At 40.0% G+C, this 21431-nt stretch carries 23 protein-coding genes; 15 read left to right on the top strand and 8 right to left on the bottom strand.

Annotation, left to right across the window (positions count from 1 at the left end; genetic code table 11):
• Positions 1-46: 46 nt before the first annotated feature.
• Positions 47-364, top strand: coding sequence for a thiosulfate sulfurtransferase GlpE (gene glpE, locus CSC79_RS06740; protein WP_099295066.1), 318 nt, complete (start codon positions 47-49; stop codon positions 362-364).
• Entirely contained in the window at positions 361-1197 is an 837-nt protein-coding gene (glpG, locus tag CSC79_RS06735) for a rhomboid family intramembrane serine protease GlpG (protein ID WP_099295065.1), read from the top strand. The genes glpE and glpG overlap by 4 nt, the downstream gene beginning before the upstream one ends.
• On the opposite strand, the gene CSC79_RS06730 is transcribed toward glpG, so the two are convergent.
• Positions 1178-1585 (bottom strand): flagellar basal body-associated protein FliL, encoded by a 408-nt coding sequence (locus tag CSC79_RS06730; RefSeq protein ID WP_099295078.1) that lies wholly within the window; start codon positions 1583-1585, stop codon positions 1178-1180. The two genes, glpG and CSC79_RS06730, sit on opposite strands and share 20 nt — an antisense overlap.
• A 158-nt stretch (positions 1586-1743) precedes the next feature.
• Here CSC79_RS06730 and CSC79_RS06725 point away from each other — a divergent pair, with 158 nt between their 5' ends.
• Together CSC79_RS06725 and ubiA are read left to right on the top strand one after the other, a co-directional pair.
• Positions 1744-2289: a chorismate lyase gene (locus tag CSC79_RS06725; RefSeq protein ID WP_099295064.1), complete on the top strand. Its 546-nt coding sequence runs from the start codon at positions 1744-1746 to the stop codon at positions 2287-2289.
• Positions 2286-3164, top strand: a complete 879-nt coding sequence (gene ubiA, locus CSC79_RS06720) for a 4-hydroxybenzoate octaprenyltransferase (protein WP_099295063.1) — start codon at positions 2286-2288, stop codon at positions 3162-3164. Before CSC79_RS06725 ends, ubiA begins: the two co-directional genes overlap by 4 nt.
• Before the next feature lie 11 nt (positions 3165-3175).
• On the opposite strand, the gene CSC79_RS06715 is transcribed toward ubiA, so the two are convergent.
• The 4 genes from CSC79_RS06715 to CSC79_RS06700 form a co-directional block, all read right to left on the bottom strand.
• On the bottom strand, positions 3176-3796 hold the full coding sequence (locus tag CSC79_RS06715) for a 2OG-Fe(II) oxygenase (RefSeq protein WP_099295062.1): 621 nt from the start codon (positions 3794-3796) through the stop codon (positions 3176-3178).
• Between the two features lie 116 nt (positions 3797-3912).
• A complete protein-coding gene (locus CSC79_RS06710; RefSeq protein ID WP_099295061.1) occupies positions 3913-4800 on the bottom strand; it encodes a LysR family transcriptional regulator in 888 nt (295 codons plus the stop codon).
• Between the two features lie 120 nt (positions 4801-4920).
• Positions 4921-6444, bottom strand: a complete 1524-nt coding sequence (locus CSC79_RS06705; RefSeq protein WP_099295060.1) for a DUF3369 domain-containing protein — start codon at positions 6442-6444, stop codon at positions 4921-4923.
• Between the two features lie 51 nt (positions 6445-6495).
• Positions 6496-6903, bottom strand: coding sequence for a DUF2721 domain-containing protein (locus CSC79_RS06700; protein WP_099295059.1), 408 nt, complete (start codon positions 6901-6903; stop codon positions 6496-6498).
• Between the two features lie 98 nt (positions 6904-7001).
• On the opposite strand from CSC79_RS06700, the gene CSC79_RS06695 reads away from it, so the two are divergent.
• From CSC79_RS06695 to tsaD, 3 genes are read left to right on the top strand one after another with little or no spacing between them, the layout of a single operon-like run.
• Positions 7002-7328 carry a DUF2007 domain-containing protein gene (locus CSC79_RS06695; protein WP_099295058.1) on the top strand — a complete coding sequence of 109 codons (327 nt, stop codon included), beginning with the start codon at positions 7002-7004 and terminating at the stop codon, positions 7326-7328.
• Positions 7321-7911, top strand: coding sequence for a YjaG family protein (locus tag CSC79_RS06690; RefSeq protein WP_099295057.1), 591 nt, complete (start codon positions 7321-7323; stop codon positions 7909-7911). Before CSC79_RS06695 ends, CSC79_RS06690 begins: the two co-directional genes overlap by 8 nt.
• Positions 7912-7951: 40 nt before the next feature.
• On the top strand, positions 7952-8965 hold the full coding sequence (gene tsaD / locus CSC79_RS06685) for a tRNA (adenosine(37)-N6)-threonylcarbamoyltransferase complex transferase subunit TsaD (RefSeq protein WP_099295056.1): 1014 nt from the start codon (positions 7952-7954) through the stop codon (positions 8963-8965).
• On the opposite strand, the gene plsY is transcribed toward tsaD, so the two are convergent.
• Positions 8962-9579, bottom strand: a complete 618-nt coding sequence (gene plsY / locus CSC79_RS06680; protein WP_099295055.1) for a glycerol-3-phosphate 1-O-acyltransferase PlsY — start codon at positions 9577-9579, stop codon at positions 8962-8964. The genes tsaD and plsY overlap by 4 nt on opposite strands.
• A gap of 223 nt (positions 9580-9802) precedes the next feature.
• On the opposite strand from plsY, the gene folB reads away from it, so the two are divergent.
• The 3 genes from folB to CSC79_RS06665 are packed head-to-tail and all read left to right on the top strand — an operon-like array spanning position 9803 to position 11449.
• Entirely contained in the window at positions 9803-10162 is a 360-nt protein-coding gene (gene folB, locus CSC79_RS06675; protein WP_099295054.1) for a dihydroneopterin aldolase, read from the top strand.
• Between the two features lies 1 nt (position 10163).
• Complete coding sequence (gene folK / locus CSC79_RS06670; protein ID WP_099295053.1) at positions 10164-10652, top strand: 2-amino-4-hydroxy-6-hydroxymethyldihydropteridine diphosphokinase; 489 nt, start codon at positions 10164-10166, stop codon at positions 10650-10652.
• Positions 10649-11449, top strand: a complete 801-nt coding sequence (locus CSC79_RS06665) for an undecaprenyl-diphosphate phosphatase (RefSeq protein WP_099295052.1) — start codon at positions 10649-10651, stop codon at positions 11447-11449. Before folK ends, CSC79_RS06665 begins: the two co-directional genes overlap by 4 nt.
• Before the next feature lie 73 nt (positions 11450-11522).
• On the opposite strand, the gene CSC79_RS06660 is transcribed toward CSC79_RS06665, so the two are convergent.
• A complete protein-coding gene (locus CSC79_RS06660; protein WP_099295051.1) occupies positions 11523-14426 on the bottom strand; it encodes a TonB-dependent receptor in 2904 nt (967 codons plus the stop codon).
• 583 nt (positions 14427-15009) lie between these two features.
• On the opposite strand from CSC79_RS06660, the gene mpl reads away from it, so the two are divergent.
• Genes mpl through CSC79_RS06635 form a run of 5 tightly spaced genes read left to right on the top strand, consistent with a single transcriptional unit; the run spans position 15010 to position 19365 of the window.
• The gene (mpl, locus tag CSC79_RS06655; protein ID WP_099295050.1) at positions 15010-16359 is read left to right on the top strand and encodes a UDP-N-acetylmuramate:L-alanyl-gamma-D-glutamyl-meso-diaminopimelate ligase; all 1350 of its coding nucleotides are present in this window, start codon (positions 15010-15012) and stop codon (positions 16357-16359) included.
• A 20-nt stretch (positions 16360-16379) separates the two neighbouring features.
• Complete coding sequence (locus CSC79_RS06650) at positions 16380-17003, top strand: flavin prenyltransferase UbiX (RefSeq protein ID WP_099295049.1); 624 nt, start codon at positions 16380-16382, stop codon at positions 17001-17003.
• Positions 17000-17929, top strand: coding sequence for an ABC transporter ATP-binding protein (locus CSC79_RS06645; protein WP_099295048.1), 930 nt, complete (start codon positions 17000-17002; stop codon positions 17927-17929). Before CSC79_RS06650 ends, CSC79_RS06645 begins: the two co-directional genes overlap by 4 nt.
• A complete protein-coding gene (locus tag CSC79_RS06640) occupies positions 17930-18697 on the top strand; it encodes an ABC transporter permease (protein WP_099295047.1) in 768 nt (255 codons plus the stop codon).
• A complete protein-coding gene (locus CSC79_RS06635; RefSeq protein ID WP_099295046.1) occupies positions 18697-19365 on the top strand; it encodes an SAM-dependent methyltransferase in 669 nt (222 codons plus the stop codon). Before CSC79_RS06640 ends, CSC79_RS06635 begins: the two co-directional genes overlap by 1 nt.
• Here CSC79_RS06635 and CSC79_RS06630 read toward each other — a convergent pair.
• Entirely contained in the window at positions 19295-21232 is a 1938-nt protein-coding gene (locus tag CSC79_RS06630) for a bifunctional diguanylate cyclase/phosphodiesterase (protein WP_099295045.1), read from the bottom strand. The two genes, CSC79_RS06635 and CSC79_RS06630, sit on opposite strands and share 71 nt — an antisense overlap.
• Between the last annotated feature and the right edge of the window lie 199 nt (positions 21233-21431).

Raw genomic sequence — 21431 nt, 5'->3', positions numbered from 1 at the left:
ACCTATTTCAGGACGGGACAAAAAAGTATTATTTTAAGAGGCAGCAATGGCATTTAAACATATTTCAATCGCCCAAACTCAAGAGCTACTTAATAAAGAAGACGTGGTGATTGCAGATATTCGTGATCCTAATTCATATCAAGCAGGCCACATTCCTGGCTCTGAGCATTTGTCGAATACTAACATTGGCGAATTTATGATGAACAAAGAGTTTGATCAGCCAATCATTATTGTTTGTTACCACGGTATGAGTTCGCAAGGTGCTGCTAACTACTTATCAGAGCAAGGGTTTGAAGACGTATATAGTATGGACGGCGGGTTTACACAGTGGGAAGTACAGTTGCCGGAGCTAGTTGAAAAATGATAGAGCTTGGCAGTATTAATAATCCTCGCGCGGCGCAAGGTTTTATCGACTATATAAAAAGCCAAGGGCTTAGCGGCGAATTGCGCTCGAGTGATGGCCAAAATGTGATTATTTGTATTGCCCCCGAGCACTTTCATCAAGCTAAACCTTTATGGCAAGAGTTTGTTGAAAACCCTAACCATACCCGTTATCAAGATGCATCGTGGCAGGTTGGTAACACGCAATCGCCTCTTAGTTACCAAGGGCAGTCACTTAATTTAAAAGAACGCTTTAAAGCACTTAGCTGGCTCAACCAAACCGTCACTTTATTATGTGTAGGTATTTATATCGCTTTCTTACTCGGTGGTTTTGAGTCAATTTATGGTGTATTACAATTTAACCCTAATCAGCCCCTTACTTGGTTGACGCCTGCTATTGTGCACTTTAGTGCGATTCATTTAATTTTTAATATTATCTGGTGGATCTCACTGGGAGACGGTATTGAAAAGCTTGCTGGTAAAAGCACGTTAATAGGTTTGTTTTTAGTAACCGCTTTGTTTAGTAATTGGGCTGAGTTTCTAATGGTAGGCCCTAACTTTGGTGGTTTAAGTGGCGTGGTTTATGGTTTATTAGGGTATAGCTGGATATACAGTGCCCTTAACCCGCAACAGCCTGCACTTGTAAGTAATGCGATTATTGGTTTTATGCTTATTTGGCTTATTTTGGGCTTTGCTGAGATGTTGCCTGTAGGCATGGCTAACTGGGCACATTTAGGTGGATTACTCAGTGGCATGGCTTATGCACTAACCGCACAATTTTTTATAACTAAAAAAACTAATGGTAAAGGTATTTAGTAAATAGTACTTCACGAATAATCTCTTGCCCTGTTTCTTGTTTGAGCAGGGTTTTTAGTCTTTGCGCGCAACGCTTACGAATTTCTTCACGCCCTGTCAGTGACTTGATATTTTCTTCAGGTTCTTTTGATAAAATTTCAATAATCGCATCACGAAGCAATGGTGTGTGGTGTTCTACAACAGCAATATTAGCCATATCACTTAGCATTAAATCTACTGTTAAACGAACGTAACCTAGCTTTTTATTATTCTGAGCAATGTAATTAGCAATAATATCAGGCTCAAAACCAAAGTAACCGACGTTTGACTCTGCACGGCTAGTAAAGCTGGTTAATAAACCAAATAACATTGTTAAGAGTAAAATGCTTGCGTAGAGCGTTTTTTTCATATTAAGTAAAGTAATCCATATTCCTGCCATGATTAACAGTTTATACGTAATACCAATTAATATACAGGCTGAAGAGGCTATTATATTCATTAATCATCACTTTTTCATAACAGCCGCCAGTGGTATCATTTACTCGGTTGTTATTAAGTAGAGATATCGTGATTACATTCCCCCTTTCATTGAACGCTAATTGGCAGCATGGTGCCACTGTTAAGCCGCTTACTCATCATGAGAAAGATTGGCTACTTGAGCCGAATTCACTAACGGCTAAATTAAAACATCATGGCTGTAACTTTCATGTGCAAGTGCTCAGTGAAAAAGTATTTAAACTAAATGTTGAGCAACAATCGTTACTCGATGGTCAGTATAAAGAGGGCGTTAACCGCGAAGTATTACTTTGGTGTAATAATCAGCCAATGGTTTATGCGCAAAGCTGGTTGCCCGTAACCAAAAGTATGCAACAGCAGCAATTACTTGAGCTGGGCGATAAACCGTTAGGTGATGTCATTTTCCAACACCCTGATTTAAAACGCACTGAAATTGAAGTCGCCTGTTTTGATGAGCATCACCCAGTGCAGCAATTGATAGATCAACCTTCCGAGGGAAAGCGAACATTGTGGGGGCGCCGGAGTGTTTTCTCTCTAGCGCAAAACCGCTTTTTGGTTTGTGAAATATTTTTACCTAAGGCCTTTATATACCAATGAAACTTGCTTCATTAAAAGTTGCACACACACCCTATTACAAGCAACTAATGCGAACAGATAAACCAATAGGAACGTTACTGCTTCTTTGGCCTACTTATTGGGCTCTTTGGCTTGCAAGTCAAGGCGTTCCTAGCTTAGTAAATTTTGTTGTTTTTACTTTAGGCGTGTTTGTGATGCGTAGTGCCGGGTGTGTGATCAATGATTTTGCTGATCGCAAAATAGATGGTTCAGTGAAGCGCACGGCTCAGCGACCACTCGCCGCTGGGCTGGTGAGTAGTGGGGAAGCATTAAGCTTATTCGCGTTGCTGATTAGCATTGCTTTTGGGCTTGTATTGTTACTAAGCTGGCAAACAATTTTGCTCTCGGTAGGAGCGCTTGTATTAGCGTTTAGTTATCCTTTTATGAAGCGTTTTACCCATCTACCGCAAGTGGTTTTGGGGGCTGCGTTTAGTTGGGCGATACCCATGGCATATATGGCATGTAGCGGTTATGTTCCAGTTGCAGCATGGCTACTGTTTTTGGCTAATATTATTTGGACAGTTGCTTACGATACAATGTATGCGATGGTTGATAGAGATGATGATTTAAAAATAGGGGTTAAATCAACGGCGATTTTGTTTGGCTTTGCAGATAGAGCGGTGATCTTTTTACTTAATTGTTGTTTTGTAGGGTTGCTTGCGATTGTAGGAGTTATCTATCAACTAAGTTTTTATTATTGGCTTAGTTTATGTGTAGCGTCTGGCTTTTTAATTTACCAGCAGTGGTTAATACATAGGCGTAAAAGAGAGCAGTGCTTTAAAGCATTTTTGAATAACCACTATGTAGGGCTAGTGATATTTATTGGATTAGCAGCCTCCTTGCCACTCACTTTTTAAGTGAGTAAATGTCAACGAGGAGGATCAATAATTCCGCTGATAGACGTATTCATTCTAAACCAACCAGCGATAGAGTAACGATCATCGACAGCAGGAAGTACTTCATGCATAAAGCGATCGCTTTCAAACATCACGAGCGTGCCTGCTTGAGGTTTAATATTAACCTCGACTTGCTTGCTTTGCGGTTTGTAGATTACTAATTCGCCCCCACTAGGAGGAGTATTTAAATATAGTACCGTTGTAAAAATACGATTAGAACGACCCTTAAATGCATCATAGTGTTTTTTATAAAAATCCCCATTAAGGTACTTAGCATAATGGCATTCGTAGTCGAATAGGCCTAAAAAGAAACTGCGATTCAGTACTCCCCTCATTTCTTCCATAAGCGCTAAGTAATGAATCTGTGCCTCGCTACTGGCATCAAACCAAAATGTTTTATCTTTACGGATAGTTTTATCAACGTGTAAATCACTTTTTCGACCAATACCCGCAATATTAAAGTCAGGGTTTACTCTATAGCAATCAAGCATGAGTTGAGCAATGAGGGTCTTAGAGACCGCATTGTGAATTATTGTAAAACCGTGCTTCTCGATATCATCTAAATAGATTTCTGAAATGAAATAGGGGATCATTTTACGTACTAAGTATGAAAGGTTAGCCAGTTTAGCCTATTAAGCCGTTTACGCGAACTTAAATCTACTAAAAAGAAGCAAAAAAAGCCTGAAGTAATCAGGCTTTTGATTTATGTTTATTCACTAATAGACAGCGCTGTCTTTTTAATAAGTGAAAGCAGCTGATTTACATGGTCACCCTGAGGGACATGGTGGCTTGTTTTAACTATCAGTTGTTCTTGCGTTAAATCCTTATTTGTTTTCAATTGCACCAAACCAGTATGCTCTGCAACTGTGTTAGCATGTTCAATACTGGCAATTGCAAAGTGATTTGATTTACATAAACCATCCATCACTTGCTCAATGCTGCCCACTTTAATTGACGGTGTTTTATTTAGCCCCTCAATAGCTTCGTTTAACATGGCTTGGATTTGCTTAGACTGTGAGAAACAGCCATACATTGGGTAGTCAATAAGATCTTGTTTACTAATATCACTTTTTTCAGCGAGTGGGTGAGTTTTAGCTACAAATAAAATAAGTTGATCAGGTAAATGAATATCAGTACCTATGCTATTAATTGCTTGTGAGCATACGCTAATATCAATTTCACCAAGCTGAAGTTTACGCATTAATTCACTTGGTTCTTGAAGTTGCATCTCGATTTTTACATGGGGGTATTGTGCTAAAAACTGACCACAAGAAACAGGGACGATCGCACTTGCTTTATTGGTATAGCCAATTACTAACTTTTCATCAGAACAACCATTAACAGATTGGTATAGACGTTTTTTAGTTACTTCAAGTTCATTCAATGCCGCTTGCGCATAGCTTAAAAACAATTCACCTTCAGTGGTTAATTTTACCGAACGAGTAGAGCGTTTAACTAGCTCGTAACCCATTTCATCTTCTAATGTTTGGATGCTGCGTGTTAACGCTGATGTACTAATTTTTGTTGTTTCAGCTGCTTGGCGAAAGTGCCTAAGCTGACCTAGTGCTACAAATTGTTCTAGTTGTTCAAATCTCACTTTTATAGTCCTTTGTAATAAGTAAGCCACACGGAGGCGAACATAGTTGAAATAAACCTAATAGATACTAATGCATTGTACCTAATTTGAAAAGGCAATTTTACACAAATGTTACAACCATTAGTCTGGGTATTGTTTATTTATCTGTAGAAAAAGTGCTAAATTTTCGATGAATAAATCGACTAACTTGGGGTCGAATTGCTTGCCTCTTTGTTCTTTAATAAGCGCTATAACGTCATCCATTAACCATGCTTTTTTATAGCATCGTTCGCTGCCAAGCGCATCAAAGACATCAGCAAGCGCTGTAATGCGTCCCGTAATATGTATTTCTTCTCCTTTTAATTGATTAGGGTAACCAGTGCCATCCCATTTTTCATGATGAAGATAGGCAATAAGTGAACCGCATTTTAAAATTTCATTATTGGACTTGTTAAGAATGTCGTATCCAATTTGAGCATGAGTCTGCATGATTTTCCATTCTTCAGCATCCAGTTTTCCGGGTTTATTTAAAATGCTATCAGGAATGCTGATTTTGCCAATATCATGAAGTGGTGAGGCCAGTTTGATTATTTCACATTCAAATTCATTTAATCCGTATAGCTTGCCTAAAAGTTCACTGTATAAGGCAACCCTTTTAACGTGAGAACCGGTTTCTTTAGAGCGTTTTTCAACGGCTTCACCTAAAATATAGGATAACTCTTTTTGTGAATCTTTTACCATTTCACGCATTTTTAAATTATCGTAGGCAAGGGCGATATTGTTGGCAAAATATTCTAAAAGTTGGTGCTCCGTGCCTCCTAGTTGAGAACCCTTATGAATGTAAAGCATAGCTTCAAGGCCTGCTTGAGTAGAGAAATAGCCTACATAGTCATGATTTGTTTTATAAGAAGATTTACGATTATGCGCATCAATAAATAGCGCTTTTACATTCTCAGGAATATCACTATTCATTGGTAGGGATTTTACGCCCGAGGCAGCAAGCAACTCAAAGTCAGTTGCTGGAGATGTTTGCTGGTTTACTGCCGCGGCACAATAAATTTCGGTTTCATCTAAACCTAGTACATTTTTTACATGAGTTAAAATTGTTGATGCAAATTCATTAACACTGCCACACATTAAAAATGAACTTGAAGCCGTAATTATTCTTTCTAACCCTTTTTTATGGCGCTCAATAATTTGAATATCTCTGTGGGCTCGAAGTGCAGAATAAAGCAGCGTCTTCATTTTTATAGCGGTCAGCTCAGTTTTGTTTTTGTAGTCATTTATATCGTAATCACGAATGACTGCTTCTTCAGGCGCTTCACCTGGCTGTCCGGTCCTAAGGATTAAGCGTATATCGTGATTATTAATATCTTCGCGGATAAACTTTATGAGCTCTAGCCCAGCGTGACTAGTCTCCATCACAACATCAATTAAACCCACAGAAAAGTCAGGGTGTTGTTGTAATAATTGCTTGGCCTCTTGGGCAGAATATGCATGATGAAACCTGAGTGCTTTATTCTCAAACTTAAAGCCGGATAATACCAATTTGGTCACTTGATGAATGTCATCTTCATCATCGACAACTAATACATCCCAAAAATCGGGCTCGCTATTAAGTGTGGCCTCTTGAATTACCTCATTTGAAAATAAAAAGTCACTCAAATGAATACCCTTAAGTTTAATTATTCACATATAGAGTATAGTGTCTGTTTTTTAGTCTGCCTGTTTGCTGTGTGGTTTTTTTTCAATATTCTTCAACTCGATCTCTATAGCATCACAGGAAATATGAATTTCATATAAAGAGGTTAAAAGTGACAAAGCTAAGCATCCTAGGCTAATACCAAAGAGGACTACGCCAACGGTTTTAAACTCAATAAATAATGCAAACATCGAAATAGTACACATTAAAAATGAGGCTACACCATAAACTTGCATGGTTCTTATAAGTTTAATACGCTTTCTGAGGTTCGCTATTTGCTCTACGACAATTGGGCGAATCGTTTTCCCTTCACGGGCATTTAGCTCTCTAATTAATTGCGCTAATACTAAAAAACGATTTGTATAGGCTAACAGCAACAAGGATATTGCAGGAAAGAGTAAGCCAGGGGTTGTGAGGGTCATAACTAGGTCCAGTATAGCTGTAGGTTTAAACACCCAGCCTAGCAATCAAGTAAATGAAAGTAAAAGAGTTCGCTTATAAAATAACAGGAAAGTAATAAATGAATAATCCATTTCAATGGCTCACCATTTATAGTGCCGCGGATGCTGTAGAGGCGAATATTGTTAAAGGCTTACTTTTAGCCAATGACGTGAATTGTCAATTGTTAGGCGAGTCTTTACAAAGTGCGGTGGGTGAAATACCCATTGCACAAACTGAAGTTCGTGTTCAGGTTTATGCGATTAAAGAGCGCCAGGCGCGAGAAATATTGATAAACTATACACAAGAACAACAATCCGCTCCTGATTGGGTTTGCCCTAATTGTAATGAGCATAATGGGTCAACATTTGAAATGTGTTGGTCCTGTAGGACATCAAAGAATGACTAAAGCGAATAATTTTCAGCGAATTCGAGAGCTTAACTATTTACAGCAAGCGGTGTTAGCCGCAGCACTTATTGAGCGAATGCTACCAAATTACGGTTTATTTAGTGAAGCGACAGGGTTTGGTGATGAAACAACGCTGCGCAGTGCACTTAATGTATGCTGGGAAAAAATTCTTTTACCTAAAAGTAAAATTGATTTAGAAAAACAAATTGAAAAAATTGAACCTAATGTACCTGAGTTAGCAGACTTTGACATGTTTGGAACCTACCCAGCAATAGATGCTGCTACCGCTTTACTTGGTTTAATGCATGGTTTAATTGCTCAAGATGGCAGTGAGTTCGTTAGCATAAGTAAAATATCGCAAGCGACGGTGGCACGTTTTATTGAATACCAACTCACCGTTGAAGGTGAGATTGCTGATAACAAAACGGTGCGAGAGCATCCCCTTATGCAATATGAAATTGATGTACTCAGCGAAATGATTGATTATGTTGAGCAGATGGGAAGAGTGACGTCACAAAGTGTTAAATCACTTAAGCAGCATGCCATTGCTGATGGCCAAACAAACATTGGTTTAGCGTTATAAAATTAATCTAAGTAAATCTACTCGTTAGGAGAAAGTTGCAGTGCGAATTTTAGGCATTGAATCATCATGTGATGAGACTGGTATTGCTATTTATGATGATGAGCAAGGGTTACTCGCGCATCAATTATATAGTCAGGTAAAAGTGCATGCTGATTATGGGGGAGTGGTTCCAGAGTTAGCTTCACGTGACCATGTTCGAAAAACGCTACCGCTTATTGATGCAGCATTTGCTCAAGCCGGTTGTGGTCCTGAAGATCTTGATGGTATTGCCTACACCGCAGGCCCTGGTCTTGTTGGAGCTTTACTTGTTGGTACTTCAATCGGGCGCTCATTGGCTTATGGTTGGGGAATTCCTGCCGTTGCAGTACATCATATGGAAGGGCATTTACTGGCTCCAATGCTTGAAGAAGATGTACCAGGGTTTCCATTTATTGCGCTTTTAGTCTCAGGTGGCCATACCATGATGGTTAAAGTCGAAGGTATTGGTCAATATGAAGTGTTAGGGGAGTCTGTTGATGACGCCGCAGGAGAAGCGTTTGATAAAACTGCAAAACTCCTTGGTTTAGATTACCCAGGTGGGCCTCGGTTAGCGAAACTGGCTGAGCAAGGTGAGCCTAAGCGATTTATATTTCCACGACCAATGACTGATAAACCAGGGCTTGATTTTAGCTTTAGTGGTTTAAAAACGGCCGCGGCTATCACGATTCGTGATAATGATGATGCTGAGCAAACCAAAGCCGACATTGCTCATGCCTTTCAAACCGCCGTCATTGACACACTGGTTATCAAATGTAAGCGTGCGTTAAAACAAACGGGTATTAAGCGCCTTGTTATTGCTGGTGGCGTAAGTGCAAATGTGCAATTGCGCGCACAACTTGAACGCGTAATGCAAGGCATGAAAGGTCAGGTGTATTACCCAAGAACTGAGTTTTGCACGGATAATGGCGCAATGATAGCGTACGCAGGCATGCAGCGTTTAAAAGCAGGGCAATTTGCAAGCCTTGATATGAAGACTAAGCCACGTTGGCCAATAGATAGTCTTGAGGCGATTTAATTCGCGTTGTGATCATTTTGAGTTGGCGGCTTTTTTTTGTCGCCAATTTTAGGCTCTTGCCCACTGAACAAGCGTTTAATATTGCCGTGATGACGGATAATAATTAGCACAGTTAAAAACGTAACAGGTAATGTATACAATGGTTTTATCCACCATGTGTACAGCGGTGCTAATGCAACCGCAGTGAGTGCTCCCAAGGATGAATAGCGAGTGAGTGCAACTACAGCAACCCACGTTGAAATTAATAGCCCACCTAGCGTTAAACCTATCGGTAACAGGGTACCAAACGCTGTTGCAACCGCTTTTCCCCCTTTAAAGTTAAAGAAAACGGGAAACATATGACCCAAACAAGCAGCCACACCAATTAGTCCTAGAATTAGCGGATCTAACTTTAAAAAATAAGCGCCCCAAACAGGAATCGTGCCTTTAAGAATATCAAATACCAAAACTAATACGGCAGGTAAAGCTCCCCCTAAGCGAAATACATTCGTTGCGCCTGGGTTGTTCGAGCCATTCAAGCGTGGATCAGGTAGTTTAAAAAGCCGAGACACTAGAATAGCCGATGAAATCGACCCCAGTAAATAGGCTAAAACTAACATTAATACAGCTATCACGCGGTTCCTTATTTTTTAATTATGTATTTTCGGCTATCATTGGCGACAAAATTAACATCACAAACACGTGCGTTCAATATTTAGGTAATTCCTTTGCACCTACTGCACATTGTATTGTTAAATTTCTCATAGTTAAACACGCTAAAAGTATATAAATGATATAAATATAAATTATAGCGTGTGTAAACTCATTAAAGAGTTTAAATTTCCAGTTGGAGCAGTTATGGACAAGGTTTTTATATCACAACTACATGTTGACACTATCATAGGCGTTTATGATTTTGAAAAAGAAACTAAACAGAGCTTATTTTTTGATATAGAAATGCTATGCGACATCAAATCAGCTGCCACAACAGACGATATAAGTCTTGCATTAGATTATTCAAAAGTGAGTGAGCGTGTTATTGAGCACACAACGGCTAAGCCCGTTGAACTGTTAGAAACGCTTGTAGAGCAACTAGCTGCACTCATATTAGTAGAATTTAAGACCACTCAGGTAACGATTAAAGTAAGTAAACCTGCCGCGGTGGCGCAAGCACAAACAGTAGGTGTTGAAATTACACGCCAAAAGGCAGCCAATTAATATGGCCCAGATTTATATTAGCCTTGGCTCAAATGTAAATAAAGAGCACTACATTAGCCAGGCTTTGAAAACGTTAACATCATATTTCCCCCATCTTGAACATTCTAGTGTATTTGAAAGTGAGGCAGTAGGATTCACTGGTAGCAATTTTTATAATTCTGTTGTGGGTGCGCAAACAGAGATGCCGCTCGAGCAGTTATGTCAGTTACTCAAAAATATTGAGCAAGAAAATGGCCGAACAGCTAATGATAAGAAGTTTAGTCCGCGCACATTGGATTTAGATTTACTATTTTACGACGATATTGTCTGCGACTCACCAGCACAACTTCCGCGCGATGAAATAACAAAAAATGCATTTGTACTGCAGCCACTGGCAGAAATAGCCCCAAATTTTTATCACCCTGTTGCTGAGCAAACGATTGCCCAGTTATGGAGTAATTACAATAACCCCAATCAAAAACTATGGAAGGTGGAGTTTACTAACCCATGAGTATTATAGAAATTATTGTTTTAGCCCTGATCCAAGGATTGACTGAGTTTTTACCTATTTCAAGTTCAGCACACTTGATTCTTCCTTCGCAAATATTAGGGTGGGAAGACCAAGGTTTAGCCTTTGATGTAGCTGTACATGTTGGAACGCTTGTTGCGGTTGTAATCTACTTTAGAAAAGAAGTAGTCGAAATCTTAGGTGCCTGGTTTAAATCATTTGGTACACAAGGTGCAACCGATGACAGCAAACTCGGCTGGTGGATTATTTTGGGGACTATTCCTGCTGCTGTACTCGGGTTAATTTTCAAAGATTTAATTGAGTTATATTTGCGCAGTGCATGGGTTATTGCTGTAACGACCATTTTATTTGGTTTACTCCTGTGGTACGCAGATGTGAAAGGCAAGCAAACAAAAACAATTTACCAATTAAACTGGAAATCAGCCCTTATGATTGGTATGGCGCAAGCTATGGCAATGATCCCGGGTACGTCACGTTCAGGTATTACAATGACCGCTGGTTTATTGCTTGGAATGAATAAGCAAAGTGCGGCACGTTTTTCATTTTTACTGGCCATTCCTGTTATTTCGATGATGGGGTTGTACTATACAGTTGAGTTAGCGTTGGGTGATGAAGTTGTGGATTGGACTACGCTAATTTTAGGTGCGGGTTTATCATTTGTTTCTGCATACGCTTGTATCTTTCTGTTTTTAAAAATCATTGAACGTATGGGCATGATGCCATTTGTTATTTATCGTTTATTACTCGGTATTGGTTTAATTGTATTTTTAATGATTTAGGCAGTTATACATACAAATAAAAACGCCTTAGCTCACTGAGCTAAGGCGTTTTTTGTTATTAGCTAATACACATTTAGAATGTGTATTTAGCGCCTAGCGATAAACGGCGGCCTTTAACATCAAAGAACTCACCATCGTCGTACGTGAACGGGTTACGTGGTGGCTCACGGTCTAGGATGTTGTTAACACCAACACGTAACTGTAGCTCATCCATTAGGTAAGTTTTGTACATGAAATCAAATGTTGTGTAAGACGGGATATCATTGTAGTTGTTGTCTTCAATGGTCCAGTCATTATCATTAACAGTTGCATGACGGTAGTTCATGGTTAGCACATACGCTGAGTCATCATGAGAATAAACAGCATTAAAACGGCCCTTCCAGCGAGGTGAAGCTGTTTCGCCTACATCAGTTCTAAAATCTTCAGCACGGCCTGTAGAGTTATTGTTGTCCTCTATTAGGTAAGTTGCTGTTAGTTTCAATGCCAAGTCACCAGAGAACAACTCAGTGCGGTATGCAGATTCAACATCGATACCTTTGATTGCTACAGTTGCAGCATTGATAGGTCGATTGTAGAAGTTTGTGATCTCTCCTGTTTTAGAGTCTCGCTCCACGTTGTTACAGAATAGATTGTCTAATGATGTTGATTCATAACAAAGTTTAACATTATCTCGGCCATAATATTCAATAGCATCATCAATTTCAAATGACCAATAATCAAGTGTTAAATCTAATCCTTCAATAAACTCTGGAGTGTAAATAACACCGATTGTGTAATCGTTTGACGTTTCATTTTTAAGGTCTTGGTTACCTTGAATATAGCCAGGAAGACTACCGCCAGCTAACCACTCTTCAGAAGGCATCCAACCTTGAGGCAGGCCAGCAGCTTGGCAGTTTTTGATTACGTTATCTTTGTATTTGCTGCCTGACTCAGCGATAGAATCAGCTCTACACACATCCGCGCGACCTGAGCTAAACGTTTTTGAGTTAGGCGTAAATAAATCCCCTAGGTTGGGAGCGCGTACTGATTTAGAACGGTTTAAGCGTAAACGTAACTCATCAGTTACACCCCAGTTTAGGGCTATCTTCCAGGCATTATCTTCACCCGTTACCGAGTAATCCATGTAACGAAATGCTGTTTCAAGGGTTAAATCCGTTGTTAGGAAGGTTTCTTCTAATAATGGAATTGAAATTTCAGCTGAAAGTTCGTTTACATCTATTTCGCCGTCCATTGGTGAACTTGAGTTACCAAAGATCAGGCCTTTTTCCATATTTTCAGACGGTGTAATAGTTGCTGACTCGCGGCGGTGCTCAGCAGTAAAGGCCGCAGCAACATATCCTGCTGGTAGTTCAAATAAGGCGCCATCTACAGTAACAGCAAACACGGCTTGATCGTGTTGTGCAAAACGCGTTGCATCAGTCGCTATATAGTCTAGCTGTGCTTGTGTTGCCGAAGTCGCGCCCATTGTGTTAAATGGTGTACACCCTTCAATAGCCCCAATAACTTCGCCATCTGCATTACGCTTAGCACATACTACATTGCCTTGGTATTCAACGGCATCAATAGAGTTAGCCAAGTTTTGCGTTAATACTTCGCCAGTCCAAAGAGTATCTTGCTCGATACGGCCAAATTGTGCGTAAGCAGAGTAGCCCCAGTCATCGTTTAAGATACCTTCAGCGCCGATTGAAGTACGGAATACTTCACGCTCTTGGTTATATGCACGATCGCCCCATAAGTTTTCGTTAGCTTGGCGAAGTGTGACTGATGTTAGCCCATTGTCGTCCATTACTTTAGCCATATCGCTTTTTACAAATGCATTGTCGCGACGTATTGTATGGCGGAAGAAGGCAGGAGAGCTCTCTGTGGTTGCATCAGTTTTTGAATAAGTAAAGTCAAAAGTAAGTGCATGGTCGTCATTAAGTTCATAAGTACCATACGCTGAAGCAATCATACGCTCTAGTGGCGTTTGAAAGTAATCTTTATAGCCGTGGCCAAAAACACCATCGCCTTGATTTTGACCATCTTGGAAGTAGCTTGTAGCGTCTCGCCCAACACCTGGGTTTGGAATACGACCTAAACCATAGTCAAACGGTTTTAGGTTACCATTTGCATCAAAAGTGTAGTGGTGATTGTCATAGCCGTTATCAGCAAAGGCGTCTTTGGTAAAAAAGTCACCACCTTCTGAGTAGTAAGCAAGGCCAGTTGGTTGGCCTAAAACAACACGTGAAGGGATACCGTCGTCACCACTGGTATTTGCCGGGTTTGCGTACGAGTTAACAGGGTTGCGGTAAAAATCACGGCTCAGCTTGCCATAGCTTTTGTTTTCTGTGTAATTAAATGAAGCAATAAAAGAGAGTTTATCGCCTTCCATACCACCTGTAATTGAGAAGTTGTTTTGCTCGCCGCCACTTTGCTCTGGACGTACAGTAGAAACATCAAGTTCAATTCCATCCATTGATTTTTTAGTAATGATATTTACAACACCCGCTACAGCATCTGCACCGTAAACGGCTGCAGCACCACCTGTAGCAATCTCGATACGCTCAATCATTGTGGTAGGAATGTTGTTTAAATCAACCGCAGTGTCACCCACAGAACCTGGTACAAAACGACGACCATTAACGAGTACTAATGTACGCTCTGACCCTAAACCACGAAGATCGGTTGTGTTAAGACCTGACGCATAAATAGTATTAGTCGTTGTTTCTGGTGATAAGCCAACCGTCGCCTGTGGCATTTCTGCAAGCAAATCATTAACGTTAGTAATACCTTGGTTTTCCATCTCAACACCGCTGATCACAGTCACAGGCGTTGGCGAGGTTAGGTTAAAACGTTTGATTTTGGATCCAGTCACTTGAATTCGTTCAACAGGTTTAGCATCTGCCGTTGACTGAGCGAATACACTCGATGCGCCAATAGCACCTGTTACAAGTACTGTATTAACCGCTGCTGCGATAAGATTTAATTTTTTCAACATAACACCTTTTAATTTCGACAAGCTTTAAAGACTGATTAAAACTTGATGGAACTTATTTACTTTCACTACTGAGCCAGTTTTGGCTGACACCAAATAAACGTCAGAAAATGTAAGTAAATGTAACTTGCAGATGTTTTATCACAGTACCTAAATTGAGTCTTGAAAGGAGGGAATGTATCAATTGTTTCTTAATTGTGTATTTTGTATTTATTATGGGTATTTTTTGGTATGGTTTTGATTTTATAGTTTTTAATTTGTAATCATGGCTTTACATGGTTATTTGCAAGCTGTTTTCTTGAGCTGACTCACTTTGTTTATTAACTAAAACTAAATTATTTATAAATAACTTAGTCTGTTAATTGAGCTTTATTTAAGGTTTTGTATAAAAAATGACGCATGATTTTTGCGCACTTAAACCGTTGGCAATGAACTTTTTTGAAATTACTGTTTATGTGTCACTTTTTTGCAAAGGTGTTGTGCGAGATGGCAATGGTAACTAGGCGCTAAATTTGGCATTATATCAGGCCTATTATCGCTAATATTAATTGTGCTGCGCACCTAAAAATGCAGCAAAGGAACACAAATGCATATTCATATCTTGGGAATTTGCGGTACATTTATGGGTGGTATTGCCGCAATCGCTAAATCATTGGGTCACACTGTAACAGGGTCTGACCAAAACGTATACCCGCCAATGAGCACCCAACTGGAGTCGCTCGGTATTGAACTCACCCAAGGTTATGACACCGCCCAACTTGAGCCTGCACCAGATATGGTGGTAGTTGGCAATGCAATGAGTCGTGGTAATCCGTGTGTAGAATACGTGTTAGATAAAGGCCTTCCATATACATCGGGTCCTGAGTGGTTAAAACATAACTTATTACAAGACTCCTGGGTACTTGCTGTTGCTGGAACGCATGGCAAAACAACCACCGCCAGTATGCTTGCGTGGATATTAGAATATGCGGGCTTAAAACCCGGGTTTTTAATTGGTGGGGTTGTGCAAAATTTCGGAGTGTCAGCGCGTGTTGGCGAAACGCCCTTTTTTGTCATTGAAGCTGATGAGTACGATACGGCTTTTTTTGATAAACGAAGTAAGTTTGTTCATTATTTGCCCAGAACGCTCATTTTAAATAATTTAGAGTTTGATCATGCTGATATTTTTGACGATTTAAATGCAATAAAAAAACAGTTTCACCATTTAATGCGTACATTACCCAGTAGTGGAAAAGTCATTTGGCCTAGTGACGAGCTCGCCCTAGATGAAGTCATACAACAAGGTTGCTGGAGTGAAAGCGAAACATTGGGCGGTGACTGGGGCTATAACCTACTTAAAGGTGATGGCAGTGAGTTTACTGTATTACTAAACGATAAAATTGTTGGCACGGTTAAGTGGCAAGCTATTGGTGAGCATAATGTTAAAAATGCCATTATGGCGATAGCAGCAGCGCGCCATGTGGGTATTGCAATTGATCATAGCATTAGCGCATTAGCTGAGTTTATTAGCCCAAAACGACGCATGGAGCTCAAGGCGGATATCGCAAATATTAAGGTGTATGATGACTTTGCGCATCACCCAACAGCCATTAAAACCACACTGGCGGGACTGCGTGCTAAGGTTGGCGACGAAAAAATTATCGCGATTTTAGAGCCACGTTCGAACACCATGAAAATGGGCGTGCATCAACATACACTGTTAGCGTCGCTGAGGGATGCTGATGAGGTTTACTTATTTGAGCCAGATAATCTTAACTGGTCGTTGAATGAGCAAGCTCAGCAAGCTGGTATGAATTGTTTTACCAGCACCAACGAAATCGTTACGAAAGTAGTGAATGACGTAGTACCACAACAGCATATTTTAATTATGAGTAATGGCGGTTTTAATGGTCTGCATGAGCAATTAATTCGCGCGATTGAGACGAAGTATAATTAACTTAAAAAGTGAGAGCTTAAGTGCAATATAAAGAAACCATCACGCTTGCTTTTAGTGGGGCATCCGGTGCTCCCTATGGTTTACGTTTACTTGAAGTGTTATTAGCACAGCAATTTAAAGTATATGTGTTGATCTCAAGCGCAGCGCGCGTTGTACTGGATACAGAGTCAAACATTAAACTCTCAGCCAATGAAGATAAAGCAACTGAGCAATTGTGCGCGCTTTTTAATGCGCTACCTGAGCAGCTTCAGGTTTTTGGTAAAGACAACTGGTTTAGCCCTGTGGCGTCAGGCTCGGCAGCACCTAAAAAGATGATTGTTTGCCCATGTAGCGCAGGCTCGGTGTCTGCTATTGCTGTTGGTGCGTCAGATAACTTACTTGAGCGAGCGGCTGATGTGGTTATCAAAGAGCGTGGGCAACTTATTTTAGTGCCGCGCGAAACACCGTTTAGTGAGATCCATCTTGAGAATATGCTTAAACTAGCTAGGTTAGGCGTCACTATTATGCCAGCAGCACCGGGATTTTATCATCAACCAGAGTCTATAGGTGACTTAGTTGATTTTATGGTGGCACGAATTTTAGATCATTTAAACATTGAGCATACCCTTACTAAGCGATGGGGTTATGGGGAAGGTAAAAAGTGAGCGAACAAACCACAGCTTTAAAAATTAAGGGCCTCAGAAAGGTCTACAAAAATGGTGTTGAAGCAGTTAAAAATATTGACCTGCAGGTGCAAAAAGGGGACTTTTTTGCTTTGCTTGGTCCAAACGGAGCGGGTAAATCAACGACGATTGGCGTTATTTCGTCGCTTGTGAATAAAACGGCCGGCCAAGTAGAGGTATTTGGTCATAACATTGATACTCACTTGGAGGCCGCTAAATCAGAATTGGGTTTAGTGCCGCAGGAGTTTAATTTTAGCCAGTTTGAAACACTCACCCAAATATTAGTGAACCAAGCTGGGTATTATGGTGTGCCACGTAAAATAGCTCATCAGCGTGCCGATAAATACCTGGAGCAGCTAGGTTTACTTGAAAAAAAAGACAAGCAAGCACGTACTTTGTCAGGCGGGATGAAACGCCGCTTGATGATTGCTCGTGCGCTGATGCATGAACCAAAGTTACTTATTCTTGATGAGCCTACAGCGGGTGTTGATATTGAACTACGTCGCTCAATGTGGGATTTTTTAAGGCAGATTAACGAACAAGGTGTGACCATTATTCTTACCACGCATTACCTTGAAGAGGCAGAACTGCTTTGTAAAAACATTGCCATTATTGATTCGGGAATTATCGTTGAAAATACCACGATAAAAGCACTACTGGCGAAGTTGGACAAAGAAACTTTCATTTTAGATTTAAAGCAGCCTGTACAACCAGTTTCACTAGAGGGGTATCAATTTTCTATGGTAGATGATCATACCATTGAGGTTGAAGTGGCTAAATCACAAGGCCTTAACGCTGTATTTAGTGCGTTAACAGAGCAAGGAAATACGGTGCTAAGCATGCGCAATAAGGCAAATCGTTTAGAAGAGTTATTTGTCGGCTTATTAGAACAAGGGCGGGAGAAGTAAATGTTTAAATACGGCGTAGCCTTAAAAAGTTTATGGATAAAAGAGTGTATCCGCTTTTTACGTATTTGGGTACAAACACTCGTGCCACCTGCTATTACAATGAGCCTATACTTTGTTATTTTTGGTAATTTAATTGGCTCTCGCATTGGTGAAATGGGGGGCTTTAGCTACATGGAATTTATTGTTCCTGGCTTAATAATGATGTCGGTTATTACCAACTCATATTCCAATGTTGCATCAAGTTTTTATTCGACTAAATTTCAAAAAAGCATAGAAGAGCTTCTGGTTGCCCCAGTACCTAACTATATTATTGTATTGGGTTACATGGGAGGGGGGATGACCCGAGGTATGTTGGTTGGCTTAATCGTCACCTGCGTTTCTTTGTTGTTTGTCGATATTCAAATTCATAATGTGTTTGTTATTATTGCTACAGTTGTATTAACTTCAGCCGTGTTTGCACTGGGCGGTTTAATTAACGCGATTTATGCAAACAGCTTCGATGATATCAGCATTATCCCGACCTTTATCTTGACGCCATTAACCTATTTAGGCGGGGTGTTTTATTCAATAACTCTGTTACCTGACTTTTGGCAGGGCGTGTCACAAATCAATCCGATTATTTATATGGTTAACGCATTTAGGTTCGGGTTTTTAGGTGTATCAGATGTTGATTTATCAGTCGCATTTGGTGTGTTGTTTTTATTTATTACGGCCTTATTTACATTAGCGTTAACGCTAATCAAAAAAGGCGTGGGGCTTAGACACTGATGAGTGATGCAAATTCACGAAGTATTGTATCAAACCAAGATGGCTTGAATGAAAAGCTTGATGAGATTGTCAGCAAGCACTTAAAAGCTGAGTTTAAAAAGCCGATTGCCGCGCATACTCAATCTGCGTTTGATGAAGTAAACGAAAAAGTACACGCGTTTAGTGGTCCTTTGATTCTTGACTCATGCTGTGGTGTTGGTGAAAGTACAGCTAATTTAGCAAAGCGTCACCCTGATGCATTAGTCATTGGTATTGATAAGTCATCACATCGTTTAGATAAGCATGATGTGGAATATAAACAAACCGATTCAGGTCATTATATTCTAGTGCAAGCAGATCTAAATGACTTTTGGCGTTTGGCTGTGGCTGCGGGTTGGCAACCCTCTCATCATTACCTACTGTATCCAAACCCATGGCCTAAAGCGAAGCACATTCAGCGACGTTGGCATGGTGCAGCAATCTTTCCCTTTATTGTTAAGCTAGGTGGGCGTTTAGAGGTTCGCAGTAACTGGGATATCTATGTTAAAGAGTTTGCCCAAGCACTGCGCTTAACTGGGCACAATTGCGACGTTGAACTGTTTGAGAGTGACACTGCGATCACTCCATTTGAGCGTAAATACTGGGCGAGTGGTCAACAGAGTCACCGTTTAGTGATTGATTTAAGTTAATCGCTTGTATGAGTGGGTTTATTTGTGGAGCCGGTGCGGCAAAGTAATTGCCCTGCATTAAATGTACGTTGGCTTTTAAGAGTGTGTTGATGGTTGGTTTATTTTCAACACACTCGGCAATTAGCTCTAAATTTAATTGCTTTGCAAAGCTCGCAATATGTTCGATATACAGATAAATGTCAGTGTCATGGGCAACCTGTTTAACTAGTGAACCGTCAAGCTTGAGCCCATCGACATCAAGTTTTAGCACGTTAGAGATATTTGAATAACCTGCTCCAAAATCATCAATAACGACTTTAACACCACGTTGTTTAACCAATGCGATAAATGCTTTCACTTCAGAGAAGTTTGCAATAGCTTCGGTTTCTAAAAGCTCTAATGTAATGTTACTAGGTTGGGGGTAGCGATTAAGCTCTTGTTCAAGGTATTCGCTGAGGCCTGGATCTAACATATCGTGTACAGTGATATTAATGCTCCAACAAAAACTTGTCCGCCTAAAGCGCTCAAAACATTGAGTGAGCATTGTGCGGGTAAGAGCACCGTCCATGCGAGAGCGATTCACAACATTTAAAAATGACTCAGGCAGTAATATTTCACCATGGCAGGTGATCATACGTGCTAAACATTCGTACTTTAGAACATTACCACTGCTGTAGTCATATACAGGCTGGAAATACGCAATAATACGATTATTATCAAATGCTTCTCTGACCTCTTTAGCCATTTCAACATTATATTGATACTGATTTTTCACATCATGTAATGCATTTGAGTAATTAATAACGTTAAAGCGCCCTTGTTTCGCTTGCAGCGCAGCAATGTGGGCATTTTCAAGCAGCATTGCCTTGTTTCCGTGAGCAATACCTGCACATAGCGTAATATAAATAAACGGCTCCTTAAGCAAAGGAGAGCTGCAATTATAACCTTGAACTAATTCATTGAACCCGTGATGCTTTTCTTCAAATGGACCTATTAGGACCACTTTGTTCGTTGATAAACGAAATATCTCACTGCCTGCGGGACGGCGTTTAGCAAAGTACTCAAGTAAGTTTTTCATAACTTTATCACCTACTTTTGTACCGTAAAAACTATTAATATCCTCAATTTCATTGATCCAAATAACGGCAACTTGTAAATGAAAGTGAGAAGATTTGCTCATGTAATATTCAAGTGCAATGTGGTTTGCAAAACCGCTACTACTGTCTGTTGAAAGGGCGCGTTTGAGCAAATAAATATAAATGCTTGCGACTAATAAGGCGATAAAGAAGAAAAAACTCGCAAGTGCAGCCGCTTTTGACACGCTTTGGTTAAGGTGTTGATTGAGATCATATATTTTAATATCAGCACCCGTAAGGTAAGTATTGCCTGCGTTATCAATGTAAGGCACGAAAATGCTTTTAAAATGCCCCCATTGATCTTTTGAAATCTCAAATACAGGCTCGGTCGAATAAAATGCGCTGATATTGGCTTTAGTTGCTTCAGGGTAGAGATCAAAAAATTGAGTGACTTTCCCTGAGTTTTGATCCTCTTGGGTGTAGCTTGACGCAGTGAAATGTACACGGTTATCTTTTAAAACCATGGCATACACATAGGCAATATCAAGCGCGTTAGCGAACTCTGAAAGTTGACGGCTTTTTTGCTGAAACACAAATTGTGGGATCGATCTTCCAGACTTTAATGACTCATGGTAATCATGGCCTAATATATGTTTTACGCTTACTGCTGCATTTAATAACCGTGTATCTAGCTGTTGCATGATTTCTGCACGGGCAGTGTGGTAAGTATAATAAACGTAGCTGAGCAAACTCACTAAAAATATTAAAAAGCCTGCAACAATCCAGTTTGTCCTTAAACTCGTATTTACCATTTTTGTCCCTTATTTGTTTACTTGTGCATTATACAAAAAAAGGAACTGCTGCCTATAATTAAATCTTTCTTGGTTTATTAACTAATTTATCATTAATTTGTCATGCAATTGTCGGCTTTTATGGCTTTAAACGAGACATTTATACTCTATTGCAGTAAAGTTAGCGCATTTCGTGGAAACATTGCGGTTTAGTTTATTA

The organism is Pseudoalteromonas sp. 3D05 (assembly GCF_002723455.1).
GTDB lineage: Bacteria > Pseudomonadota > Gammaproteobacteria > Enterobacterales > Alteromonadaceae > Pseudoalteromonas.
The sequence above is the reverse complement of the archived record's forward strand: the minus strand, read 5'-3'. Positions and strand labels throughout refer to the sequence as shown.

Bases quoted from the DNA above. Each gene is read 5' to 3' on its own strand.
- glpE (WP_099295066.1), top strand. From the start codon at position 47: ATGGCATTTAAACATATTTCAATCGCCCAAACTCAAGAGCTACTTAAT.
- glpG (WP_099295065.1), top strand. From the start codon at position 361: ATGATAGAGCTTGGCAGTATTAATAATCCTCGCGCGGCGCAAGGTTTT.
- CSC79_RS06730 (WP_099295078.1), bottom strand. From the start codon at position 1,585: ATGAAAAAAACGCTCTACGCAAGCATTTTACTCTTAACAATGTTATTT.
- ubiA (WP_099295063.1), top strand. From the start codon at position 2,286: ATGAAACTTGCTTCATTAAAAGTTGCACACACACCCTATTACAAGCAA.
- CSC79_RS06715 (WP_099295062.1), bottom strand. From the start codon at position 3,796: ATGATCCCCTATTTCATTTCAGAAATCTATTTAGATGATATCGAGAAG.
- CSC79_RS06700 (WP_099295059.1), bottom strand. From the start codon at position 6,903: ATGACCCTCACAACCCCTGGCTTACTCTTTCCTGCAATATCCTTGTTG.
- CSC79_RS06695 (WP_099295058.1), top strand. From the start codon at position 7,002: ATGAATAATCCATTTCAATGGCTCACCATTTATAGTGCCGCGGATGCT.
- CSC79_RS06690 (WP_099295057.1), top strand. From the start codon at position 7,321: ATGACTAAAGCGAATAATTTTCAGCGAATTCGAGAGCTTAACTATTTA.
- folB (WP_099295054.1), top strand. From the start codon at position 9,803: ATGGACAAGGTTTTTATATCACAACTACATGTTGACACTATCATAGGC.
- folK (WP_099295053.1), top strand. From the start codon at position 10,164: ATGGCCCAGATTTATATTAGCCTTGGCTCAAATGTAAATAAAGAGCAC.
- CSC79_RS06665 (WP_099295052.1), top strand. From the start codon at position 10,649: ATGAGTATTATAGAAATTATTGTTTTAGCCCTGATCCAAGGATTGACT.
- CSC79_RS06660 (WP_099295051.1), bottom strand. From the start codon at position 14,426: ATGTTGAAAAAATTAAATCTTATCGCAGCAGCGGTTAATACAGTACTT.
- mpl (WP_099295050.1), top strand. From the start codon at position 15,010: ATGCATATTCATATCTTGGGAATTTGCGGTACATTTATGGGTGGTATT.
- CSC79_RS06640 (WP_099295047.1), top strand. From the start codon at position 17,930: ATGTTTAAATACGGCGTAGCCTTAAAAAGTTTATGGATAAAAGAGTGT.
- CSC79_RS06635 (WP_099295046.1), top strand. From the start codon at position 18,697: ATGAGTGATGCAAATTCACGAAGTATTGTATCAAACCAAGATGGCTTG.
- CSC79_RS06630 (WP_099295045.1), bottom strand. From the start codon at position 21,232: ATGGTAAATACGAGTTTAAGGACAAACTGGATTGTTGCAGGCTTTTTA.